The sequence below is a fragment of the Maledivibacter halophilus genome (genome assembly GCF_900167445.1).
GTDB lineage: Bacteria > Bacillota > Clostridia > Peptostreptococcales > Caminicellaceae > Maledivibacter > Maledivibacter halophilus.
Genome location: NZ_FUZT01000007.1, coordinates 302878 through 321052, shown reverse-complemented (window position 1 = coordinate 321052; position 18175 = coordinate 302878). Strand labels below are relative to the sequence as shown.

General features: G+C 32.7%; 22 protein-coding genes. All 22 read left to right on the top strand.

Going from position 1 to position 18175, the window contains the following annotated elements:
* Window positions 1-14 precede the first annotated feature (14 nt).
* Window positions 15-212, top strand: coding sequence for a hypothetical protein (locus B5X81_RS15355; RefSeq protein ID WP_079492903.1), 198 nt, complete (start codon window positions 15-17; stop codon window positions 210-212).
* A gap of 202 nt (window positions 213-414) precedes the next feature.
* Window positions 415-1248 (top strand): dihydrofolate reductase family protein, encoded by an 834-nt coding sequence (locus tag B5X81_RS15350; protein ID WP_079492902.1) that lies wholly within the window; start codon window positions 415-417, stop codon window positions 1246-1248.
* A gap of 220 nt (window positions 1249-1468) precedes the next feature.
* Window positions 1469-1774: a hypothetical protein gene (locus B5X81_RS15345; protein WP_079492900.1), complete on the top strand. Its 306-nt coding sequence runs from the start codon at window positions 1469-1471 to the stop codon at window positions 1772-1774.
* Window positions 1775-1791: 17 nt separating this feature from the next.
* Window positions 1792-2145: a plasmid mobilization protein gene (locus tag B5X81_RS15340; RefSeq protein ID WP_079492899.1), complete on the top strand. Its 354-nt coding sequence runs from the start codon at window positions 1792-1794 to the stop codon at window positions 2143-2145.
* A gap of 516 nt (window positions 2146-2661) precedes the next feature.
* The gene (locus B5X81_RS15335; protein ID WP_456298919.1) at window positions 2662-4533 is read left to right on the top strand and encodes a reverse transcriptase domain-containing protein; all 1872 of its coding nucleotides are present in this window, start codon (window positions 2662-2664) and stop codon (window positions 4531-4533) included.
* A 149-nt stretch (window positions 4534-4682) separates the two neighbouring features.
* Window positions 4683-5594, top strand: a complete 912-nt coding sequence (locus tag B5X81_RS15330) for a relaxase/mobilization nuclease domain-containing protein (RefSeq protein WP_079492897.1) — start codon at window positions 4683-4685, stop codon at window positions 5592-5594.
* 12 nt (window positions 5595-5606) lie between these two features.
* Window positions 5607-5759 carry a hypothetical protein gene (locus B5X81_RS27525; RefSeq protein WP_170917450.1) on the top strand — a complete coding sequence of 51 codons (153 nt, stop codon included), beginning with the start codon at window positions 5607-5609 and terminating at the stop codon, window positions 5757-5759.
* A gap of 246 nt (window positions 5760-6005) precedes the next feature.
* Window positions 6006-7898 (top strand): VirD4-like conjugal transfer protein, CD1115 family, encoded by a 1893-nt coding sequence (locus B5X81_RS15325; RefSeq protein WP_244282115.1) that lies wholly within the window; start codon window positions 6006-6008, stop codon window positions 7896-7898.
* A 17-nt stretch (window positions 7899-7915) separates the two neighbouring features.
* A complete protein-coding gene (locus B5X81_RS15320) occupies window positions 7916-8269 on the top strand; it encodes an Mbov_0395 family pilin-like conjugal transfer protein (RefSeq protein WP_079492896.1) in 354 nt (117 codons plus the stop codon).
* A gap of 53 nt (window positions 8270-8322) precedes the next feature.
* Window positions 8323-8541 (top strand): DUF6133 family protein, encoded by a 219-nt coding sequence (locus B5X81_RS15315; RefSeq protein ID WP_079492894.1) that lies wholly within the window; start codon window positions 8323-8325, stop codon window positions 8539-8541.
* 26 nt (window positions 8542-8567) lie between these two features.
* Entirely contained in the window at window positions 8568-9404 is an 837-nt protein-coding gene (locus tag B5X81_RS15310) for a conjugal transfer protein TrbL family protein (protein ID WP_079492893.1), read from the top strand.
* A 35-nt stretch (window positions 9405-9439) separates the two neighbouring features.
* Window positions 9440-9649, top strand: coding sequence for a mercury transporter (locus B5X81_RS15305; RefSeq protein WP_079492891.1), 210 nt, complete (start codon window positions 9440-9442; stop codon window positions 9647-9649).
* A 9-nt stretch (window positions 9650-9658) separates the two neighbouring features.
* Window positions 9659-10006, top strand: a complete 348-nt coding sequence (locus B5X81_RS15300; protein ID WP_079492890.1) for a hypothetical protein — start codon at window positions 9659-9661, stop codon at window positions 10004-10006.
* Entirely contained in the window at window positions 9981-10247 is a 267-nt protein-coding gene (locus tag B5X81_RS15295; protein ID WP_079492888.1) for a helix-turn-helix domain-containing protein, read from the top strand. The genes B5X81_RS15300 and B5X81_RS15295 overlap by 26 nt, the downstream gene beginning before the upstream one ends.
* A 6-nt stretch (window positions 10248-10253) precedes the next feature.
* The gene (locus B5X81_RS15290; protein WP_079492887.1) at window positions 10254-10664 is read left to right on the top strand and encodes a prepilin peptidase; all 411 of its coding nucleotides are present in this window, start codon (window positions 10254-10256) and stop codon (window positions 10662-10664) included.
* A gap of 194 nt (window positions 10665-10858) precedes the next feature.
* Entirely contained in the window at window positions 10859-11551 is a 693-nt protein-coding gene (locus B5X81_RS15285; RefSeq protein ID WP_079492885.1) for an RING finger protein, read from the top strand.
* Between the two features lies 1 nt (window position 11552).
* Window positions 11553-12047 (top strand): hypothetical protein, encoded by a 495-nt coding sequence (locus B5X81_RS15280; RefSeq protein ID WP_079492884.1) that lies wholly within the window; start codon window positions 11553-11555, stop codon window positions 12045-12047.
* A gap of 359 nt (window positions 12048-12406) precedes the next feature.
* Window positions 12407-13972 (top strand): GmrSD restriction endonuclease domain-containing protein, encoded by a 1566-nt coding sequence (locus B5X81_RS15275; protein WP_079492882.1) that lies wholly within the window; start codon window positions 12407-12409, stop codon window positions 13970-13972.
* 355 nt (window positions 13973-14327) lie between these two features.
* Window positions 14328-15137 carry a Flp pilus assembly protein CpaB gene (cpaB, locus tag B5X81_RS15270; protein ID WP_079492881.1) on the top strand — a complete coding sequence of 270 codons (810 nt, stop codon included), beginning with the start codon at window positions 14328-14330 and terminating at the stop codon, window positions 15135-15137.
* The gene (locus tag B5X81_RS15265) at window positions 15130-15936 is read left to right on the top strand and encodes a P-loop NTPase family protein (RefSeq protein ID WP_079492879.1); all 807 of its coding nucleotides are present in this window, start codon (window positions 15130-15132) and stop codon (window positions 15934-15936) included. Before cpaB ends, B5X81_RS15265 begins: the two co-directional genes overlap by 8 nt.
* Window positions 15929-17248 (top strand): ATPase, T2SS/T4P/T4SS family, encoded by a 1320-nt coding sequence (locus B5X81_RS15260; protein ID WP_079492878.1) that lies wholly within the window; start codon window positions 15929-15931, stop codon window positions 17246-17248. Before B5X81_RS15265 ends, B5X81_RS15260 begins: the two co-directional genes overlap by 8 nt.
* On the top strand, window positions 17241-18170 hold the full coding sequence (locus B5X81_RS15255) for a type II secretion system F family protein (protein WP_139380359.1): 930 nt from the start codon (window positions 17241-17243) through the stop codon (window positions 18168-18170). Before B5X81_RS15260 ends, B5X81_RS15255 begins: the two co-directional genes overlap by 8 nt.
* Window positions 18171-18175 lie beyond the last annotated feature (5 nt).

The following is an 18175-nucleotide window of genomic DNA, read 5'->3' as shown; positions in this document are numbered from 1 at the left end:
AAGGAGGAAAAACTGTGGAGAATGATTATGTAGAGATTATAGGGAAGGTATTTGACATCATAGATGAAGCAGAATCTAAAATTGTTTCTAAAGATAGTGAGGAACGTTTTAACGAAGAGGGGTATCTATTACAGAAGATACATGAAGATTTAATCAGGCTTGTGGGGAAAGCCGAAAAGAGGTATGTGGAATATCAGACCAATACCTATTAATCAGCTTGTTGTTAATGTAAGGTAATAAATAATCTTATATGTAAATGCTATTCAAGGCATTTTTACACCCTCATTTTATTGTATAGATAGAATGGGGGTGTTTTTATAAAATAGGTATATCCAATAACAAAGGATGGATAAGATGTATGGCGAATATTGTATTAGGTGAAATTACAATATATTGAATGGATAGGAGGATTTAATGAAAAATCATAAAAAAGTAGATGGAAGGCTTTTGCAAACAAATAAGAAGTACTCTCAACTAAAACATAGTCAAAAAGAGTTTATTGCCCATGAACTATATGCTCAGTGTAAGGCATACGTCATGACAAAGGGAGTATTTCCTAACAATAAACAAAACTATGATATTATAGATGCAGTCATGGAAAAAATAGAAGAAAGACAAATATGGATTCCAGAGGATGAAGTATACAAGCATTTCATAAGCAAAAAGGAAAAATACAGAGCTAAAATGGTTAAAGAGGGATTACTAATTGAGGATAATGGTAAGTTTGTATTTAATAAAAAAATCATATTATATATAGCCATGAGTTTGGATGGATATATTGCTGATAAAGATGGAGGAATAGATTGGCTAGAGGAATATGCTAACATAGAAGATACAGATTATGATGAGTTCTATAAAACTATTGATACGGTCATAATGGGTAGAAAAACATACGACCAAGTTCTTGGCTTTGGAGAATACCCCTACCAAAATGTGAGGAGTTATGTTTATAGCAAAACAAGAACAGGAGCAGATGAAAATGTTGAATTTATCCGTATACCACCTGTGGATTTAGTAAAATCATTGAAACAACAATCAGGTAAATATGTATGGTTAATAGGTGGGGCAGACTTAATACATGATTTTATAGAGGATAATTTAATAGATGAATATCAGATAACTATATTGCCTGTTATTTTAGGAGAGGGAATTCCGTTATTTAAAAGTGGTGTTGATAGAGTAGGGTTAGAACTACTTTCTAAGAAAAATGTAAAGGATGTAGTGACCCTTACTTATAAAAAGAAGTAGATATTTATTTTCAATATCCTAATAAAACCGCAGTCCTCAGAAGGCTATGCCTTCCTGCGGGCAAGCTTCCACTTTGTTAAACAAAGTAGCTTTCTGGGGATATCCCCAGCCCCTTAATATTGGGCTATGCCCAAACCCTTAAAAATAAATTCATCCAAAACTAGACTTTGTTTTTTAGTAATATTACAATATCTTTAATGACTTTGGGGAGGGGTAAGGAATGGATGCTATTGTAGATGAAAAAATATTTTATGAAAGCCTAGAACAATTTACTGCAGAATATAGAGAAGAAATTCTAAAAGGGCTAAAAAAGAACAATGAAGAATATAAAATTCTTCGTAAGGAATTTAGTGAGATTTTAGAGGGAACAGAGCGTTTATCACAAAGACTTCATGGAGAAGATGGAAACTTAATAGATAAGTTTATTGAAATGTATTTTGCAATTGTCATTATAGAAAGTAGTCAGATATATTTACAAGGTCAAATTGATGGCATGAGGATTATAAAAAAATTAAATCATTTATAGAAAGGCTAGTAGCTTCAATGTTACTAGCTTTTTTCTATGAAAAAAAAGAGATGATGGTCATAAAAAAAGAAAGATTTATTGGACTTAGGGTAACAGAAACAGAGTATAACCAAATTGAAAGAAAAGCTAAAAAGGGAAAAATGAATATTAGTCAATACGTATGTTTACAGGCATTAGAAAGAGATATAAAGATTTATGATGGATTAAAGGAACATACCCGTCAACTAGCAAGGTTAGGAGGAAATTTCAACCAAGCATTAATATTAGTACATCAAGGAAAGCTCAATACCATAGATATTATGCCTATTAAAAAGGAGATACATGCCATATGGCTATTATTGAACAAATGTGCGTCCGTAAGTAGAGTCTAAGAAGGCCTACGGGGGTTTAATAAGATTCCGTTCTGAGCAAATGGTAAGTAAAAGTACAAAAGTAACTTTGGTTACAACTTATCACTAGCCAGCTTATCCATGACGGAAACCGAGTGGGGAGTGTAGCATGCTGGAAAAAGCAGAAAGTCAATCTAACCTCAAAGATTGCGACTGAATTGCTGAGGTGAAAAGTTATGTATGAGGATAAAAGATGTATTTCTTGAACGATAGTCAGAGACTGGGGCTACAATGACCCATAGTGAAATGAGGTTGTAACGCTATCTGATACTGGCATTAGTATATAATTAGTGTACTAATGTGATGTACTCGTATCAAGTCAACTATAGGGAATAGTAAATGGGGAAAGTCGTATCCGACAACATAACAAGCTTATCTTATTTAACCTAAACGGAGATTTCCTAAGTCGAAATGCCGCTAGGCTATAAGCAAAGGCTTTGAATATTCGATATGGAAACAGAGCTTTCATAGTAGTCTGAGCTAAGGAAGGCTTAGTACATGGCGAAGGGGAGCAGTCTATCTTTTAATACTAAAACGGAAGGATGTGTTGAGACATTGAGAAATCCAGTTGATGTATTGAAAAATCTAACAAAACAGGCTAAAAAGCCTGAGTATAAGTACAAAAGGTTATATAGAAATTTCTACAATCCTGAATTCTATATCCTAGCATATAAAAATATTTATGCCACAAAGGGTAGTATGACACCAGGAATTGATGGGAGAACCATTGACAATATGAGCTTATCTCGAATCAATAAAATTATTAATAAAATGAGAGACAAAAGTTATCAACCCAACCCAGTAAAAAGGGTATATATTGATAAAAAAAATAGCTCAAAGAAACGCCCATTAGGAATACCATCAGCAGATGATAAACTTATCCAAGGAGTTACAAGGCTGATACTAGAAAGTATTTTTGAACCAAACTTCTCTATAAACTCTCATGGATTTAGACCTAAAAGAAGCTGTCATACTGCATTGACACAAATACAGAAAAAATTCAAAGGAGTAAAGTGGTTTATTGAAGGTGATATAAGGGCTTGTTTTGATAGCTTTGACCATCACATATTAATAGATATCATTAGGCAAAGAGTTGCAGATGAGCACTTTATAGCTTTACTGTGGAAGTTCCTAAGAGCTGGATATATGGAGCAATTCATATATGAGAAAACACATAGTGGAGCACCACAAGGGTCAGGAATAAGTCCTATCTTAGCAAATATATATTTAAATAAATTAGACGAGTTTATGGATAAATATAAAAGTAAATTTGACATAGGAGAGCGAAAAAGGCGAAAAGTAAATCCTAAATACACAAAACACCAAAGAGCAATGTTTAAATGTACAGAAAATTGGGAGGGCATGAGTGCAGATGAGAAAAAGACAGCCCTTAAAAAGAGGAAAGAACACAGGAAACTTATGCAAGAGCAACCTTATTACCTAGCTAATGACTCAACATTTAAACGGCTACAATATGGCAGATATGCTGATGATTTTATCATTGGCATTATCGGCAGTAAACAAGACGCTCAAAAAGTGAAAAGTGATATTGCTAGATTTATAAATAATGCTATGAAACTGGAAATGTCAATGGAAAAATCGAAGATAACCCATTCGTCAGATATGGCACGATTTCTAGGGTATGATATAACAGTCTCAAGAAGCAATAGCTTAAAGAAAAACTCAAAAGGTCAAATGGTTAAAGCGTGGTATGGAGCAGTACAATTATATGTACCACATGATAAATGGTTCAATAAACTAATGGAGTATAAAGCACTTAAGATTGAAAAGGATATAGACGGTAAAGATAAATGGATTCCAACACATAGAGGTCAATTAATTAATATGTCAGATGAAGCAATAGTAGGTAAATATAACTCTGAAATCAGAGGCTTATACAATTATTATTGCCTTGCCAATAATGCAACTGTGTTGAGTAATTTTGGACATATAATGGAGTATAGTATGTATAAAACCTTTGCAGGCAAGTACAGAACATCAATGTCTAAGATAATCAAACAATATAAGCGAAATGGTGTATTTACAGTCAATTACATGACAAAACAAGGAATAAAGCAAACCACATTTTATAATGATGGCTTCAAAAGAAAAAAGGGCTATACACTAGAATACACCGACTTATTACCACAGTTTCAGAAATATATTAGACCTAACAGCCTTATAGCTCAACTTAGAAGTAAAACTTGTGAGCTATGTGGCGAAACAAAAGAAGAGATAACAATTCATCAAGTTAAAAAACTAAAAGACCTCAAAGGAAATCATGAATGGGAAAGAATTATGATAGGAAAACGTAGAAAAACAATGGCAGTATGCATAGACTGCCACAATATTATACATTACAATTGTTAGATTATAGATAGATGGAGAGCCACATACATCGAGAGGTGTACGTGTGGTTCGGGAGGGAGTTAGATACAGACCGCTAAAGAAATTTAGTATGGCGGTATCTTGCTTACCTTTTTAACGGAAGAAACAAGACGTATACAGGGCTAAGGAGAATAATTGATTATATTCTCCGTGAAGATAAAACTCAACTTGGCTTATACAGTGGTTTTAACTGTGATGCCGATAATGCTTATAATGATTTTGTTATGACTAAGAGAAGTTACTATAAAGAGACTGGACGACAATATATACACTTCGTTCAGTCTTTTTCTAATCACGAAAATATATCACCAGAAACTGTAAAGGCTATTGCAGATGAGTTACTTTTAATGGATAAGTTCAAAGGATTTCAGGTGGTCTATGGAACTCATATGGATACAGACAATCTCCATACCCATTTTGTTTTGAATACTGTCAATTCTTATACAGGCATGAAGTGGAAGATGAGTAAAGAAGAGCTCCAAAGTCTAAAGGACTATTCAGACGAAATCTGTAGAAAATATGGTCTTATGATAACCCATGGTAAAAAGGGAGCACATATAAATCGAGGTGAATATCGTTCTAAAGTGAAAGAGAAAAGCTGGAAATATGAGCTTTTCTTAGCAGTAAAGCATGCTAAACGCTGTTCAATCTCAAAAGATGATTTTATAGAGAAGTTGAAGCAATTAGGGTATGGGGTTCATTGGTCAGATGAACGCAAGTACATTACTTTCATAAATCCAGATGGTAAGAAATGCAGAAACAGAAAACTATATCCTCCAGAGAAATTTACAAAAGAAGCACTTTTAAAGCGATTTGATTTAAATAAACAACAGATGACTGAACAAGTAGCTAAAGCAAAATTTGATGTAGTTTTATCAGCAGTAAAATTATTTGAATTAGATGATATAGATAATGGGCATGGCACAGGAGGTCATGCTTTTCCTTTATCAAGGCTAGAAGGAACAGCTAAACAGGATGAAATAGCAGAAATGAAAAAGGGAGAAGGTTTCAATTGGGACAAAGAGAAGGAGAATCAGATGTAAGGAGTTGGCAATATGGGTAGAACATTCAGCAATCAATATAAATGCGACCATTGCTTATACTTACTCCATAAAGAGAAAAGGAAAGATATAGATGGTCAGGAGCATATACGCTATTATTGCATGATTAAAAATTGTGTCAAAGAAGGAGAGGAAGATGGCAAATAATTTGAATATATGTCTTAAAGGGAGGGATAACTACTGGATAAAAAAACAAAAGGATTTGTTAGTGGGCTCATACTTCTATTAGGAACAGTTTTCAATCTGATTTTTACAACAAATCTTCACTATTTACTTAGTAAAAAGATAGATACAGTTAAGTGGTTTCCATTAAAAACTATCATAGCAAGTTTATGTAGTAGCAAAGAACATTTGCTGCTTTTTTTGTGTTTTGATGGAATCCTCTTGCTTGGTGTGGTTTATTATTATGTAGCTAACCATAAACCCTATCAATCGGACTTAATTCAGATTACCCCTAACATTTCAACACCAGTTTCCGCAGGTCAAAAGCAATTTGGCTCAGCAAGATGGCTAACAGATAAGGAGCAGGAAATGTATTTCAAATCCTTTATGTTAAATAGTGAAGATGATCAAGTAAAAAAGCTTAAGGAATTAGCAGATGAGGAAGTTAAATCAATGAAAAATGAAGGAGTGATAACGGGTGACCAAGGGGAAGGAACAGATGAGGAATCCGAAATTTCAACATATGAAAGGCTACTTAAAGAAGAGACTGCAAAAGCCTATGATAAACAGGAGAGTGCTCCGAAATCCGAAGAAAATCAAACGCTAAAAAGTGGAGGAATTGTTCTTGGAATGAAAAAAGAAAGGGGAAGGGAGAGGATTTACTATATAGATGATGACACCCATACCCTTTGTATTGGAGCCACAAGAAGTGGTAAAACAAGAAGTATTGTTCTTGAAACCATTGGTGTATTAGGGCTGTCAGGAGAAAGTATGGTTATATCCGACCCCAAATCAGAGCTTTATAACTACACAGCTCCTTATCTTAATCATCTAGGTTATCATGTCATAGCATTGGATTTTAAAAATCCATTAAAGTCCCATCGCTATAATTTTCTACAACCTATTATAGATGCCATAGATGAAGATAATTTACCAGGAGCTATAGAAGCTACATGGGATTTAACAGCTTCTTTAGTACCTGAAAATAGTCATAATGAGAAGATCTGGTCGAACGGTGAAGCCAGTATTATAGCAGCAGCTATTATGTCCGTAGTTTATGATAATCGACAGGGCAATAATAGAAGGTTTCAAAACATGAGTAATGTGTACTTTTTTATTAGTGAAATGTGTAAAACAATCAATGGGAAAATGCCATTAACCAGTTACCTTGAAACAATTCCAAGTAATCATCCTGCAAGGGGACTGTTATCTATATCAGAGGTTGCCCCTTCTAAAACTAAAGGGTCGTTTTTTACTTCAGCTTTAACAAATTTAAGGCTATTTACTAACCCACTTATTTATTCCATGACCTGTGAAAGTGATGTTAATCCTAGCCGCATTAGTAGTAAGAAAACAGCTCTATTTATCATATTACCTGATGAAAAAAGAACCTATTATTCCCTTGCAAGCTTGTTTGTTAACCAATGCTATATGGCACTGGTAAAAGTGGCAGATAATCGAGGAGGAAGACTTGAAAAAAGGGTAAACATGGTACTGGATGAGTTTGGGAATTTCACTCAAATACCTGACTTTGGAAATAAGTTAACTGTTGGTGGTGGAAGGGGGATTCGCTTTAATTTATTTATACAAAGTTTTTCCCAATTAGATGAAATATATAAAAAAGAGGTGGCACAAACCATTAAAGGAAACTGTGAGACCTGGATATATTTGCAGGCAGATGATTTAAACACCTTAGAAGAAATATCAAAGAAACTTGGTAATTACACCGTATCCACCTATTCACTAAGTAGTTCCCATGGAAAATATACAACTCCATCTACTTCCCATTCAACTAATCTAACCCATAGGGCACTATTAACAGTGGATGAAATCAAGCTCATTAGCAGACCTTATGTTCTTGTAACATCAAGAAATCATCCAGCAATAATGAAGGTGCCTGATTTAAGTAAATGGCTATTTAATAAGCTGTATGGACTAGGTGATAAGGAGCATAACAGAGACATACGAAGTTATAGAGAAGGGAAAAGACAAGAAAGAAAAAGGGTGAATGCCATTGGTACATGGAACATATGGGAGTTTCACAAGGAGGGAAACACAGAAGCAATGTTAAAAGCTCAATTGGAACAATCAAGAAAATCCTTTCAATATGAGGAACGAAAATAGTAAAAAAGAAGGGGGTGATGAAGATTAATATAATTAAAAGCATAAAGAGAAAGAGCTTGTCAGTACTTATTGCTTTACAAGTGCTGTTTTTTAATGGGACCGTTGCAATGGCTGCACCTTCAAATGATGTTCAAAGCAGTAAGTTAGTAACAGGGACAGAAGCGTTATTAAATGATGTGACAACATGGTTGATGATAATTGCTCCTGTAGTTGGTGGGCTTTTAATCATTTACTTTTTCATAAGAAGAAGTGGAGCAGATGAGCAGGATCAAAAAAGATGGAACAATCGTATTACAACAGCTATTGTATCTGTCATTGGAGCTGTTCTTGGTAGTGCCATTATTAATCTCATTGTTGGTTACTACTTATAAAAGCATTTAAGGAAATTTATTAAAAAATAAAAAAGACAAAGGAGAGAATTTCAATGAAACAATTAAACAAAATGGCAATGAATTTAAGAGTTAGAATAGGTAGCATTATGAGGGACAAAAAAGGAGAAGGGGCTCTAAATACAGCCATTACTATTCTTATTAGTGTTGTACTTGGAGCTTTAATCTTAGCAGGATTATATGCATTAATTGGTGATGTGGTGCTTCCAGAACTAAGGGAACGTATTATTGACATGTTTAACTACAATGGCTAAAAAAGAATATTTTAGGAGGTGCAACCGTGGAAGTTGTTATCATGCTCCTTATTTCAGCCGTTCTATCAGGGTGTCTTGTTTATGTAGACACTCTTTTAGAAGGGCTAGTACCCATGGTGCTATATTCAGAAAGATATATGGATACGTTACTAGGGATAAATGCTATCCAAAGTATTTTCGATATATTCTTTAGCTTTGGTATCTCATTGATTATCCTAAAGTTTCTTAAGAAAGGATTTGACCGATATGTTTTGTGGCAGGATGGAGACTCAGATGTAGAACCAGCCATCATGTTTGTAGGATTTTTAAAGGCACTTGCAATCGCCATATGCTTCCCCACTATGTATGGATGGCTTGCTACAGTAATTGAAGATATGTCCAGTGAGTTAATTAACATTATATCAGGTGATATGGCAACAGACTTTTCAGCAATTATCAGTGGTATATCTTCCGCTGGATTGTTCACAGGGATTGTATCATTGATCTTTTTTATTTGCTTCTTCATATTGTATATTCAGTTTCTTACACGAGGACTTGAAATCATGATACTTAGAATAGGCCTTCCCCTTGCTTGTGTTGGTTTAATGGATAGAGATAATGGGGTATTTAAAACCTATTTACAGAAGTTTTTTCAAAGTACATTAGGAGTGTTAATTCAGATTGTATTAGCAAAAATGGGCGTTGGGCTTATGCTTAACGCCCATGTTTTTTGGGGTGTTGCTGCCATGGTATTAGCTATTAAAACACCTAAATTTCTACAAGAATTTTTAATCATATCAGGTGGTGGAAGTGGAGGTATGATGAATAAGGTTTATTCCACAGCAAGGATATATCAAATGAGCAAAGCTATTTTTAAAAAATAAAACCAGATACCAAAATATAAGAAAGGGGTGTAAAAGTGGATTTAATAAAAGAATTATCAGATGCTTTCCTCATTCTTATTAGAGTAGGTGTCACTTTAAGAGTTGTTTATTGCTTTATCCTCATGGGAGCAAATGAAGAAGATGAAAGTGCCTATAAGAAAAAAATCAGGAACATCATTATCTTTTATATCTTAGCAGAATCATGCTATGCCATAAAAGATTTGATGTTCACTTATTATAAGTAGGTGAAGCTAGTGAAAAATGATAAACCCCTTTATATACCACAGGGATTAAAACTGAGAAAAGAAATAGTTAATGGATTTGGAAAAGAAGAAGTGATAAAAACCACATTGATAACCATAATAGCAGGATTCATTGATATTTTACTATTTATTCTATTTAGAAATACAGTTGTTACCATTGTATTTATGCTTATTAGCATATCAGGAAGTGTGATGATGTTGACTAAAGATATATCCAATGTATCCGTAGTAGATCAGATTGGATTTTTATTAAAATATGCCTTAAGTCAAAAGAAATATAGGTATAAATATAAGCTAGAAAGGAAGGACGAGTATGGCAAGAAACATAGAAAGATATAGGGTGTCGGGTAATTTAAAGACAACGGCATCGGGAAAGCTGTTATATATGCTACTAAGCGAGATGGCAGATGAAAATGGAAGGGTAGAAATATCCCATAAAAGGCTTAGCAGGATATTAGGAGTTCATAAAGCAACAGTAAGTAAGAATTTACGCAAATTAGAAGAGAATGGCGATATTTTTATATACAATAGGTTTGATAAAGATGGTGGTAGGATAGCCAATCTATATGTAGTGAGGTGATGAAAAATGATGATAAAAAATATCTTGTTCATCGTAGTTTTAATTTATGCCAGTTATTGCGATATTAAGACAAGAATTATTCCTGACAAGGTCCATGTTATGATTATTTTACTAGGATTAATTCAGGTTAATATAGTGACATCTATACTTGGATTGCTGTTAGTGCCACTACCATTTTTAGTAGTGGCATTAATAAAAAATGGAACATTAGGTGGAGGAGATATCAAGTTAGTTGGGGCTTGTTCCTTTTATTTAGGGCTTTCTGGAGGACTATTAGGAAGTAGTCTAGGACTAGCTTTTGCAATACTTGTAAATGTGTTATACTTTAGATATAAAGGCTTGGATGATATTGGAAAGGTTGCTTTGGTTCCTTATTTGGGAGGGGGGTATGGTGTTGTGGTAATGGGGGTTATATAGGGTGATTTTATTATTGTATTCTAGAAGAAAGAGAGAGTTCATTTATAATTGGAATTAAATGTGATGTATGAAGTTATATGTTGATATTTTAAAAATTTAATAATAAAATATTAGGTTTGTGAGGGGTAGGTTTGAGATGAATCTAATGTTTATAATGGAAAGTTAAGAATTGAATATTTACAAGGGGGAAAATTATGAAAAAATACAGAGAGTTATATTTCAAAGGCACTTTAGAGCAATTATCTGAATTTGTTGACAAAATTGGTAAGTATGCAGTAGGTGATTGGAAGATAGAAGAACAGTCGGAACGCTGGAAAGACTATCTTTTCTTTGATTATATAGGAGACATTGTTGATAAAGCTCGTGTTTCTATCTATGTAGGTGACAGAATAGCAAAAGGCGAACTTCATGTAGGAAACATTGTTCCTATAGATAAAAACGAACTAAATGTTGATGAATATAATGCTGTACTATTGAAGTTTTATGATGATGTCATAAAGCCATATAAAGAATGCGGTACGGAACTAATCATTTTAGAGCCAAGTGATGATATTTTTAATCCAGTATCAGTGATTACTGAAACTGCATTAAAAAAGTTAGAAGCGTTTTGTTTGAGAGCAAATAAATCTACTGGTTCTGCTCACCCATATGATCAAGAAAGATGGTTTGATTTTATTTGTCAAACAGTTGATGATGGCAAGATGTTTGACTCCTCTACCTTGGCACGTTTCTTGCAAGACGAAACCTATTGGGGAAAAAAGCCTAATGATTTTATTGGTGTTATGGGTAATTATGCTTGGGATGAAGAACAAGCTTATGAATTGGCTTTTGAGTATGACAATTTGTGTGCAGTTCTCCTATATTATAAAAAAACAAGGAGGATGTAATGTGAATTGGTGGGATTATGTATTAATTACTATAAGTGCTATCTGTACTTTTTTTTCAATAATTGGCGCTTATAAATCTAATGTATATTATAAAAAGAGTAAACATTTAACAATATATGCAAAAACTAATATCGCATATATTGAATCCCAAAAAATAATTGCTACATTAACTGAAATGCTAAAGCTAGGAAATATCAAAAGGAAACGTGGTGTCAACTATGTAAAAGAAGTTAGCAGAAATGGTGAAAGCATAAAAACTTCCATAAATAAGATAAGAGAAAACTTGCTTGTTGAAGATTTTAATGAAATAAAAGTGTTATTGAATGGACAACAGGTAAAAGTAGAGGAGTATATTGATACTTTCATAACTGGCGCAGTGTTAATCGATGAGAAGTTTGTTATTGACGATAATTTTAATAATTGTCAGCAGGCATTTTGTGATATGCAATTATTGTTAAAAAAGAAACTTGAAAATATAGGTGAAAAACTAAAATAAAGACAACTTTAATGATAATACAAAAGCAAGAGCTAAGGATGCTGATGTATTAATATTACCTGATTTTGATGTTAAATAAGGTGAAGATAGAGCCTTTCAACCTGATACTGTTTTTTTTACAAGTATTCAAGGGCATTAATCTCACAAGTGCTTTTAGTTCCATATTTGGGGAGTGGGTATGGTGTTGGGAGGTTTATTATATATAGAAATTGGGGTTTTGGAGAGATAGATTTGAGATGAATCTAATGTTTATAATGAGAAACTGGAATGTAAGTAATACAAGGAGTAACCACCACGGAAGATAACCCAATTTTTCCAAACGTGTATTAAACAGAGTTTTATAAAAAGGAGAGGAAAAAATGAAGGCAGTTACTTTAGATGCATTAATACCAAGAGAAGATTTTGAAATTATATCTACTCTAGGAAGTAGTGGAAACACTCGAAACAAATCAACATTATCTATTGAAGATATTAAATATGACTCATTCTTTTTTGCTGCTTTAAGAAAGCCAATATTTCAAAGGGAAACTAATGAATGGGATGCTATCAAAGTTTGTTCTATGATTGAAAGCTTTGTAAATAGTGAGTTAATACCATCTATAATACTTTGGAGAAATTCCGGAGGATATATATTTGTAATAGATGGAGCACATAGACTTAGTAGTTTAGGTGCGTGGATAAATGATGATTATGGAGATGGCGAGATTTCTTTAAGGTATTATGGAAATTATATTTCTGCAGAGCAGAGAAAAATAGCTGAAGAAACGAGGAGAATAGTCAACGACAAGATAGGTTCTTTTAAAGAAATTTGGCATATAAGTAGAGATATCAACAGTACGAGTGACATAGAAAAACAAGAGATGGCAAAAAATTTAGGTGCTTTAGCGTTACAGTTACAGTGGGTTGAAGGAGATGCTAGTAAAGCTGAAGATTCGTTTTTAAAGATTAATCAATCAGCAACTAAAATAAGTGATGCTGAGTTAGATTTAATAAAAAATAGAAATAAAGCTTATGCAATTTCTGCAAGAGCAATAGTAAGAGCTGGAAAGGGCTATCAATATTGGTCTAATTTTAGTGAAGAAGGACAAGAAAAAATAATCACTTTTTCAAAGAAAATACACAATATTATGTTTGGTGAAACGTTATATCAAAGAAATGACATTAATTCATATTCCATAGGAGGGGTTCAGTCATCTAGTCTTACTTTAGATGTAGTTACACAAACAGTTAAAATTAGTAATGGTATTATAAAAGACAAAGATGCAGAAGATGGAACAGAGAAGAGTGTTTTAAAGTGCTTAAAAAATACTTTATTTATTTTAGAATATATAAATTCAAAAGAACCATGTTCATTAGGAATTCATCCATATATTTATTTCTACTCTGATATAGGGAAACATAAAGTAGGCTCTTATTATGGTTTTTTACTATTTACTAAAAAACTTGTAGAAAAGAATCAACTTAATTTATTCACGAGTGTTAGAGAAAAATTTGAACAAGTTATATATAAGTATAGTTTCTTAGTGCAGCAAATATTAAGGAGAAAAAGACAATCTAAGCGTGCTTATGTAGCAATTAAAGATTATTTTACTGAGTTAATGAACATAATAAGTCAACACAAAAATTCTACAGAGGAAGAAATCGTATCTTATCTAAAATTGCTTCCTGAATTCAGATATTTACAAACAGAAATTATAGATACAGAAAAGGTTGCTGTTAATAAAAATTTTTCAAGAAGTAAAAAGCAACAAATAAAATTGCAGACATATATTAAATCACTACCTAAGTGTCCTATTTGTGGTGGATATATTAGTAACTCATCTATGTCAGTAGACCATATTTGTAGAAAAGTTGATGGAGGAACTGATGCTATTAAAAATGGTCAAGTAACGCATTTATATTGTAATACAACTTACAAAAATTAAATTGAATCAAATATGTTGTTAAACATGAATACTAACCACACGTATTAATATATTTTCGTTTTCCTCGTACATTTTTTCACTGGAGAATAATAAAATTTTTATTTACTACAAAGTGAATTGCATATTATCCATATACTCTGGAATTGTTACAATTTTAGATAAAAAGCTAATAATGAAAACAACTAAATAAAATTATTACGTTGATAGACATTGATAATAGTCCTTATTTTAACCAATAAAATCTTTATTTCAGAGGAAATATGTGAAATAGATGTTTTACCAGGAGAAATATTAAGCATAAACATATAAAATATAAATCATTAAAAGGAGTACGGAACAAAAAAGGAGGAAAACCATGAAACTACTAAAAAATAGAACCGTTCTAGGGATAGCCTGTATTGTGCTATCTCTTTTTATTTGCTTTGGATTAACACCAATGTTTAACAAAGCAGTGGCTAACAAAACAAAAATCATTAGAGTAACAAAAGACATTACTGCTGGAGATGAAATCACATCAAAGATGGTACAGACCGTTGAAGTAGGGGGATATAACCTGCCCAATGAAGTTATCAAAAATGAAGAAAACATTACAGGGAAATATGCAACTACAGACATGGTAAAGGGAGACTATATTCTACAGTCAAAACTATCAAATGAGCCATTAGCTGAATATGCTTACCTTGAAGATTTTGATGGAGAGAAGAGAGCTATTTCTGTAACCATTAGAAGCTTTGCAAATGGCTTATCAGGTAAGTTGAAAAATGGAGATATTGTATCAGTCTATGTGGCAGATTATGGAGATAAAAAAGAAACCTTATCGCCTCAAGAATTGAAGTATGTGGAGGTTTTAGCAGTTACTTTAGGAACAGGATATGATACAGAAGAAACAGCAAATAAGGAGGGAGAAGAAAAAGAATTACCATCTACAATAACCCTAAAAGTTAATGAACAACAAGCCATATTATTAGCTGACCTAGAAGCTAATGGGAAAATACATCTAGCCTTTGTATATCGTGGAGACCATGAGAATACAAAGGCTTTTTTAGAGCAACAAGATAAAGTATTTAAAGAACGAGAGGAAGATATTGATCGTAATCCAGTAGCAGAAAAGCAATTTAAAGAAGAACAAATGGAAGAAGAAATTGAGGTGATGGACATTGAATAAAGTGATAACGATTTGGGGTAGCCCTAATAGTGGAAAGACAATATTGAGTGTAAAATTGGCTAATGAACTTTCAAAGACTCATAATGTAATAGTTGTATTTTGTGATATGCTAGCTCCACCATTGGGAACTATACTTCCATTCATTTCTGAAAAGGATAAATCACTAGGAAAAGCTTTAGAAATACCTACGTTGACCCAAGAAGATATACTAAAACAGATTATAACCATGAAAGAAAATAAAAACCTTGCATTTATGGGATATGCCCAAGGGGAAAATAATAAAACCTATGCTGAATATGGAATAGAAAGAGCAAGAGAATTGATTATTAACTTATCTCATATGGCAGATTACCTTATATTCGATACATCATCTTATATACATGAAGATATCATTGGGAAAACAGCTATTAAATTAGCCGATGAAACCATTAGGATTTGTGGTAATGATTTAAAAAGTATAAGCTATTTTAAATCTACACTACCCTTGATGGTTGAGAAATCCTATAATTTAAGCAGCAATATAAAAATTCTCTCTAAAATTGAAGAGGATGAACCTAAAACTATTATTACCAACCATTATGGAGATATATTATATAACCTTCCCTATACTAAAGAGATTCAACAACAGTATAGAGAAGGTTTTTTATTTAGTAAATTAGTAGAAAAGCAAAGTTTAGGCTATGTTCAAACATTAATGAATTTAGTTGAGAAAATAACTGGAGAGACTAGAGTAGAAAAAAGAAATAAGAAGTTTACATTACCAAAATTAAAAAAGAAAAGACGTGATAAGGATGCATAAATATATTGATTTTCAAGAGGCTTTAATAAGAGTTCAAGAGCATATTTCCAATAAATATGCTGTACTCATTGATGAAGAAATAGAAAGTAGTAAATCACAGATGAAAGCCTATATTAAAAAATATATTGAAGATCACAAATTAAGGGTAGAAGGCTATTCAATAGAACAGCTTGTTCAAAGGATATATATTGAGATGGCAGAGTTTAGTTTTTTAACCCAATATCTTGACAGGAACGACATAGAAGAAATAAACGTGAATAGCTATAATGATATCAAAATAACCTATTCAAATGGTGAAATAATACCATCCAAGGAGCATTTTAATTCTCCTACCCATGCAATGGACGTAATAAGAAGGTTACTTCATCAAAGTGGTATGATACTAGATAGTTCACAGCCCATAGTAGTGGGTCATTTAAGTGATAAAATCCGTATAACAGCCATTGCCAAAGGGGTGGTGGATAAGGATATAGGGGTAGCAGTATCTATAAGAATTGTTAACCCAAGAAAGCTAACAAAAAGAGACTTTATCAAAGGTGGTACCGCCAGTAAAGAAATGCTAGATTTCTTATCATTAACCCATAGATATGGTGAGAGTATTTGCTTTACAGGGGCCACATCCAGTGGCAAAACAACCTTAATGAGTTATATTCTCTCAACTCTCCCCAATGATAAAAGGATTTTTACTATTGAAAACGGCACAAGAGAATTTAATCTTGTTAAAAAGAATGAAAAGGGTGATGTTATTAACAATGTAATCCATACGGTTACAAGACATTCAGATGATCCCAAGCAATCTATTACAATGGCAAAGCTTCTTGAAACAGCCTTGACAGTTAATCCAGATTATATATGTGTAGCAGAGATGAAAAGTGATGAAGCCTTTTATGCACAAGAGTCAGCCCGCTCAGGTCATGGGGTTTCAACAACGATACATGCCAATAGCTGTATAGCCACTTATTATCGTATGGTAACCCTATGTAAACAGAGATATGATATGGATGAAAAAACCCTATATAATTTGGTAACAGAAGCCTTTCCTATTATTGCATTTTGCAAAAAATTAGAAGATAACACAAGACATATTATGGAAATTACAGAATGTCAAATACAACCAGATGGAACAAGAGAAATTCACACCTTATACCGATATAATATTACTGATAATGTAGAGGTAGAGGGAAAGCAAAGGATAATTGGATATTATGAAAAAGTTAATGATATTTCAGCAACTATGCAAAAAAGATTATTGGAAAATGGCATGTCAAAATCTGAATTAAAAACATTTCTAGGAGGTAGGAAAAGTGAATAGTATGTTATTGATGGCTTTACTGCTAATGGTAGTAGGCTTTTTTATTATATTGAAAATATCCCCAATAGAAATCTTAGACTATATTAAAAACATTAAGACTAATAAGAAGGAAAGCATTAGGCAAAAGGTTTTATCTGTTACACAAAAGAAAAAATCAAAGGGGATAAAGCGTTTAGTAGAGGAAACCAGAGAAATATTAAGAATGACAGGAAAAGAAAATCGTTTTTTTATAACTATGCTTATATCCGTTATAGCATCAGTCATAGGCATATTCTTTGCTTTATTAATGAACAACATGCTTTTAATTCCTATACTTAGTATTGGTTTTGCGTTGATCCCTTTTTGGTATGTAAAATTGGTAGCAACTAAATGGAAAAATGAGCTTAATGATGAACTAGAAACAGCCTTATCTGTTATTACCACATCTTATATGAGAAGTGATAGTATTATTACAGCAATAGAAGAAAACATTGACTATATTAATCCACCTGTAGATGAAGTATTTAAAAGCTTTATGATGGATAGCAAACTAATCAATGCCAATATTAAAATGGCATTAGAAAAGCTGAGAAGTAAGATAGATAGTGATGTTTTTAGACAGTGGGTAGATGCAATCATAGATTGTCAAGAAGACAAAAACTTAAAAAGTACTTTAACTCCCATTGTCACAAAGCTTTCAGATATGAGAATCGTATCAGGTGAACTCAATAACATGCTACATGAGCCTATTAAAGAATTTATGATGATGGCATCCTTATTAATAGGCAATATACCCCTTATATATTTCCTAAATAAGGACTGGTATCACTCACTAATGTTTACCCCAATAGGTAAAGGTGTATTAGGCATATGTACAGTAGTTTTATTTATATCCATAGCAGGTGTGGTGAAACAGAGTAAACCAGTTGAGTATAGGAGGTAAAACCT

What these genes read in the sequence shown, in the direction of transcription:
- B5X81_RS15350 (WP_079492902.1), top strand. Translation starts at nt 415, where the DNA reads ATGAAAAATCATAAAAAAGTAGATGGAAGGCTTTTGCAAACAAATAAG.
- B5X81_RS15345 (WP_079492900.1), top strand. Translation starts at nt 1,469, where the DNA reads ATGGATGCTATTGTAGATGAAAAAATATTTTATGAAAGCCTAGAACAA.
- B5X81_RS15340 (WP_079492899.1), top strand. Translation starts at nt 1,792, where the DNA reads ATGTTACTAGCTTTTTTCTATGAAAAAAAAGAGATGATGGTCATAAAA.
- B5X81_RS15335 (WP_456298919.1), top strand. Translation starts at nt 2,662, where the DNA reads ATGGCGAAGGGGAGCAGTCTATCTTTTAATACTAAAACGGAAGGATGT.
- B5X81_RS27525 (WP_170917450.1), top strand. Translation starts at nt 5,607, where the DNA reads ATGGGTAGAACATTCAGCAATCAATATAAATGCGACCATTGCTTATAC.
- B5X81_RS15320 (WP_079492896.1), top strand. Translation starts at nt 7,916, where the DNA reads ATGAAGATTAATATAATTAAAAGCATAAAGAGAAAGAGCTTGTCAGTA.
- B5X81_RS15315 (WP_079492894.1), top strand. Translation starts at nt 8,323, where the DNA reads ATGAAACAATTAAACAAAATGGCAATGAATTTAAGAGTTAGAATAGGT.
- B5X81_RS15295 (WP_079492888.1), top strand. Translation starts at nt 9,981, where the DNA reads ATGGCAAGAAACATAGAAAGATATAGGGTGTCGGGTAATTTAAAGACA.
- B5X81_RS15290 (WP_079492887.1), top strand. Translation starts at nt 10,254, where the DNA reads ATGATGATAAAAAATATCTTGTTCATCGTAGTTTTAATTTATGCCAGT.
- B5X81_RS15285 (WP_079492885.1), top strand. Translation starts at nt 10,859, where the DNA reads ATGAAAAAATACAGAGAGTTATATTTCAAAGGCACTTTAGAGCAATTA.
- B5X81_RS15275 (WP_079492882.1), top strand. Translation starts at nt 12,407, where the DNA reads ATGAAGGCAGTTACTTTAGATGCATTAATACCAAGAGAAGATTTTGAA.
- cpaB (WP_079492881.1), top strand. Translation starts at nt 14,328, where the DNA reads ATGAAACTACTAAAAAATAGAACCGTTCTAGGGATAGCCTGTATTGTG.
- B5X81_RS15260 (WP_079492878.1), top strand. Translation starts at nt 15,929, where the DNA reads ATGCATAAATATATTGATTTTCAAGAGGCTTTAATAAGAGTTCAAGAG.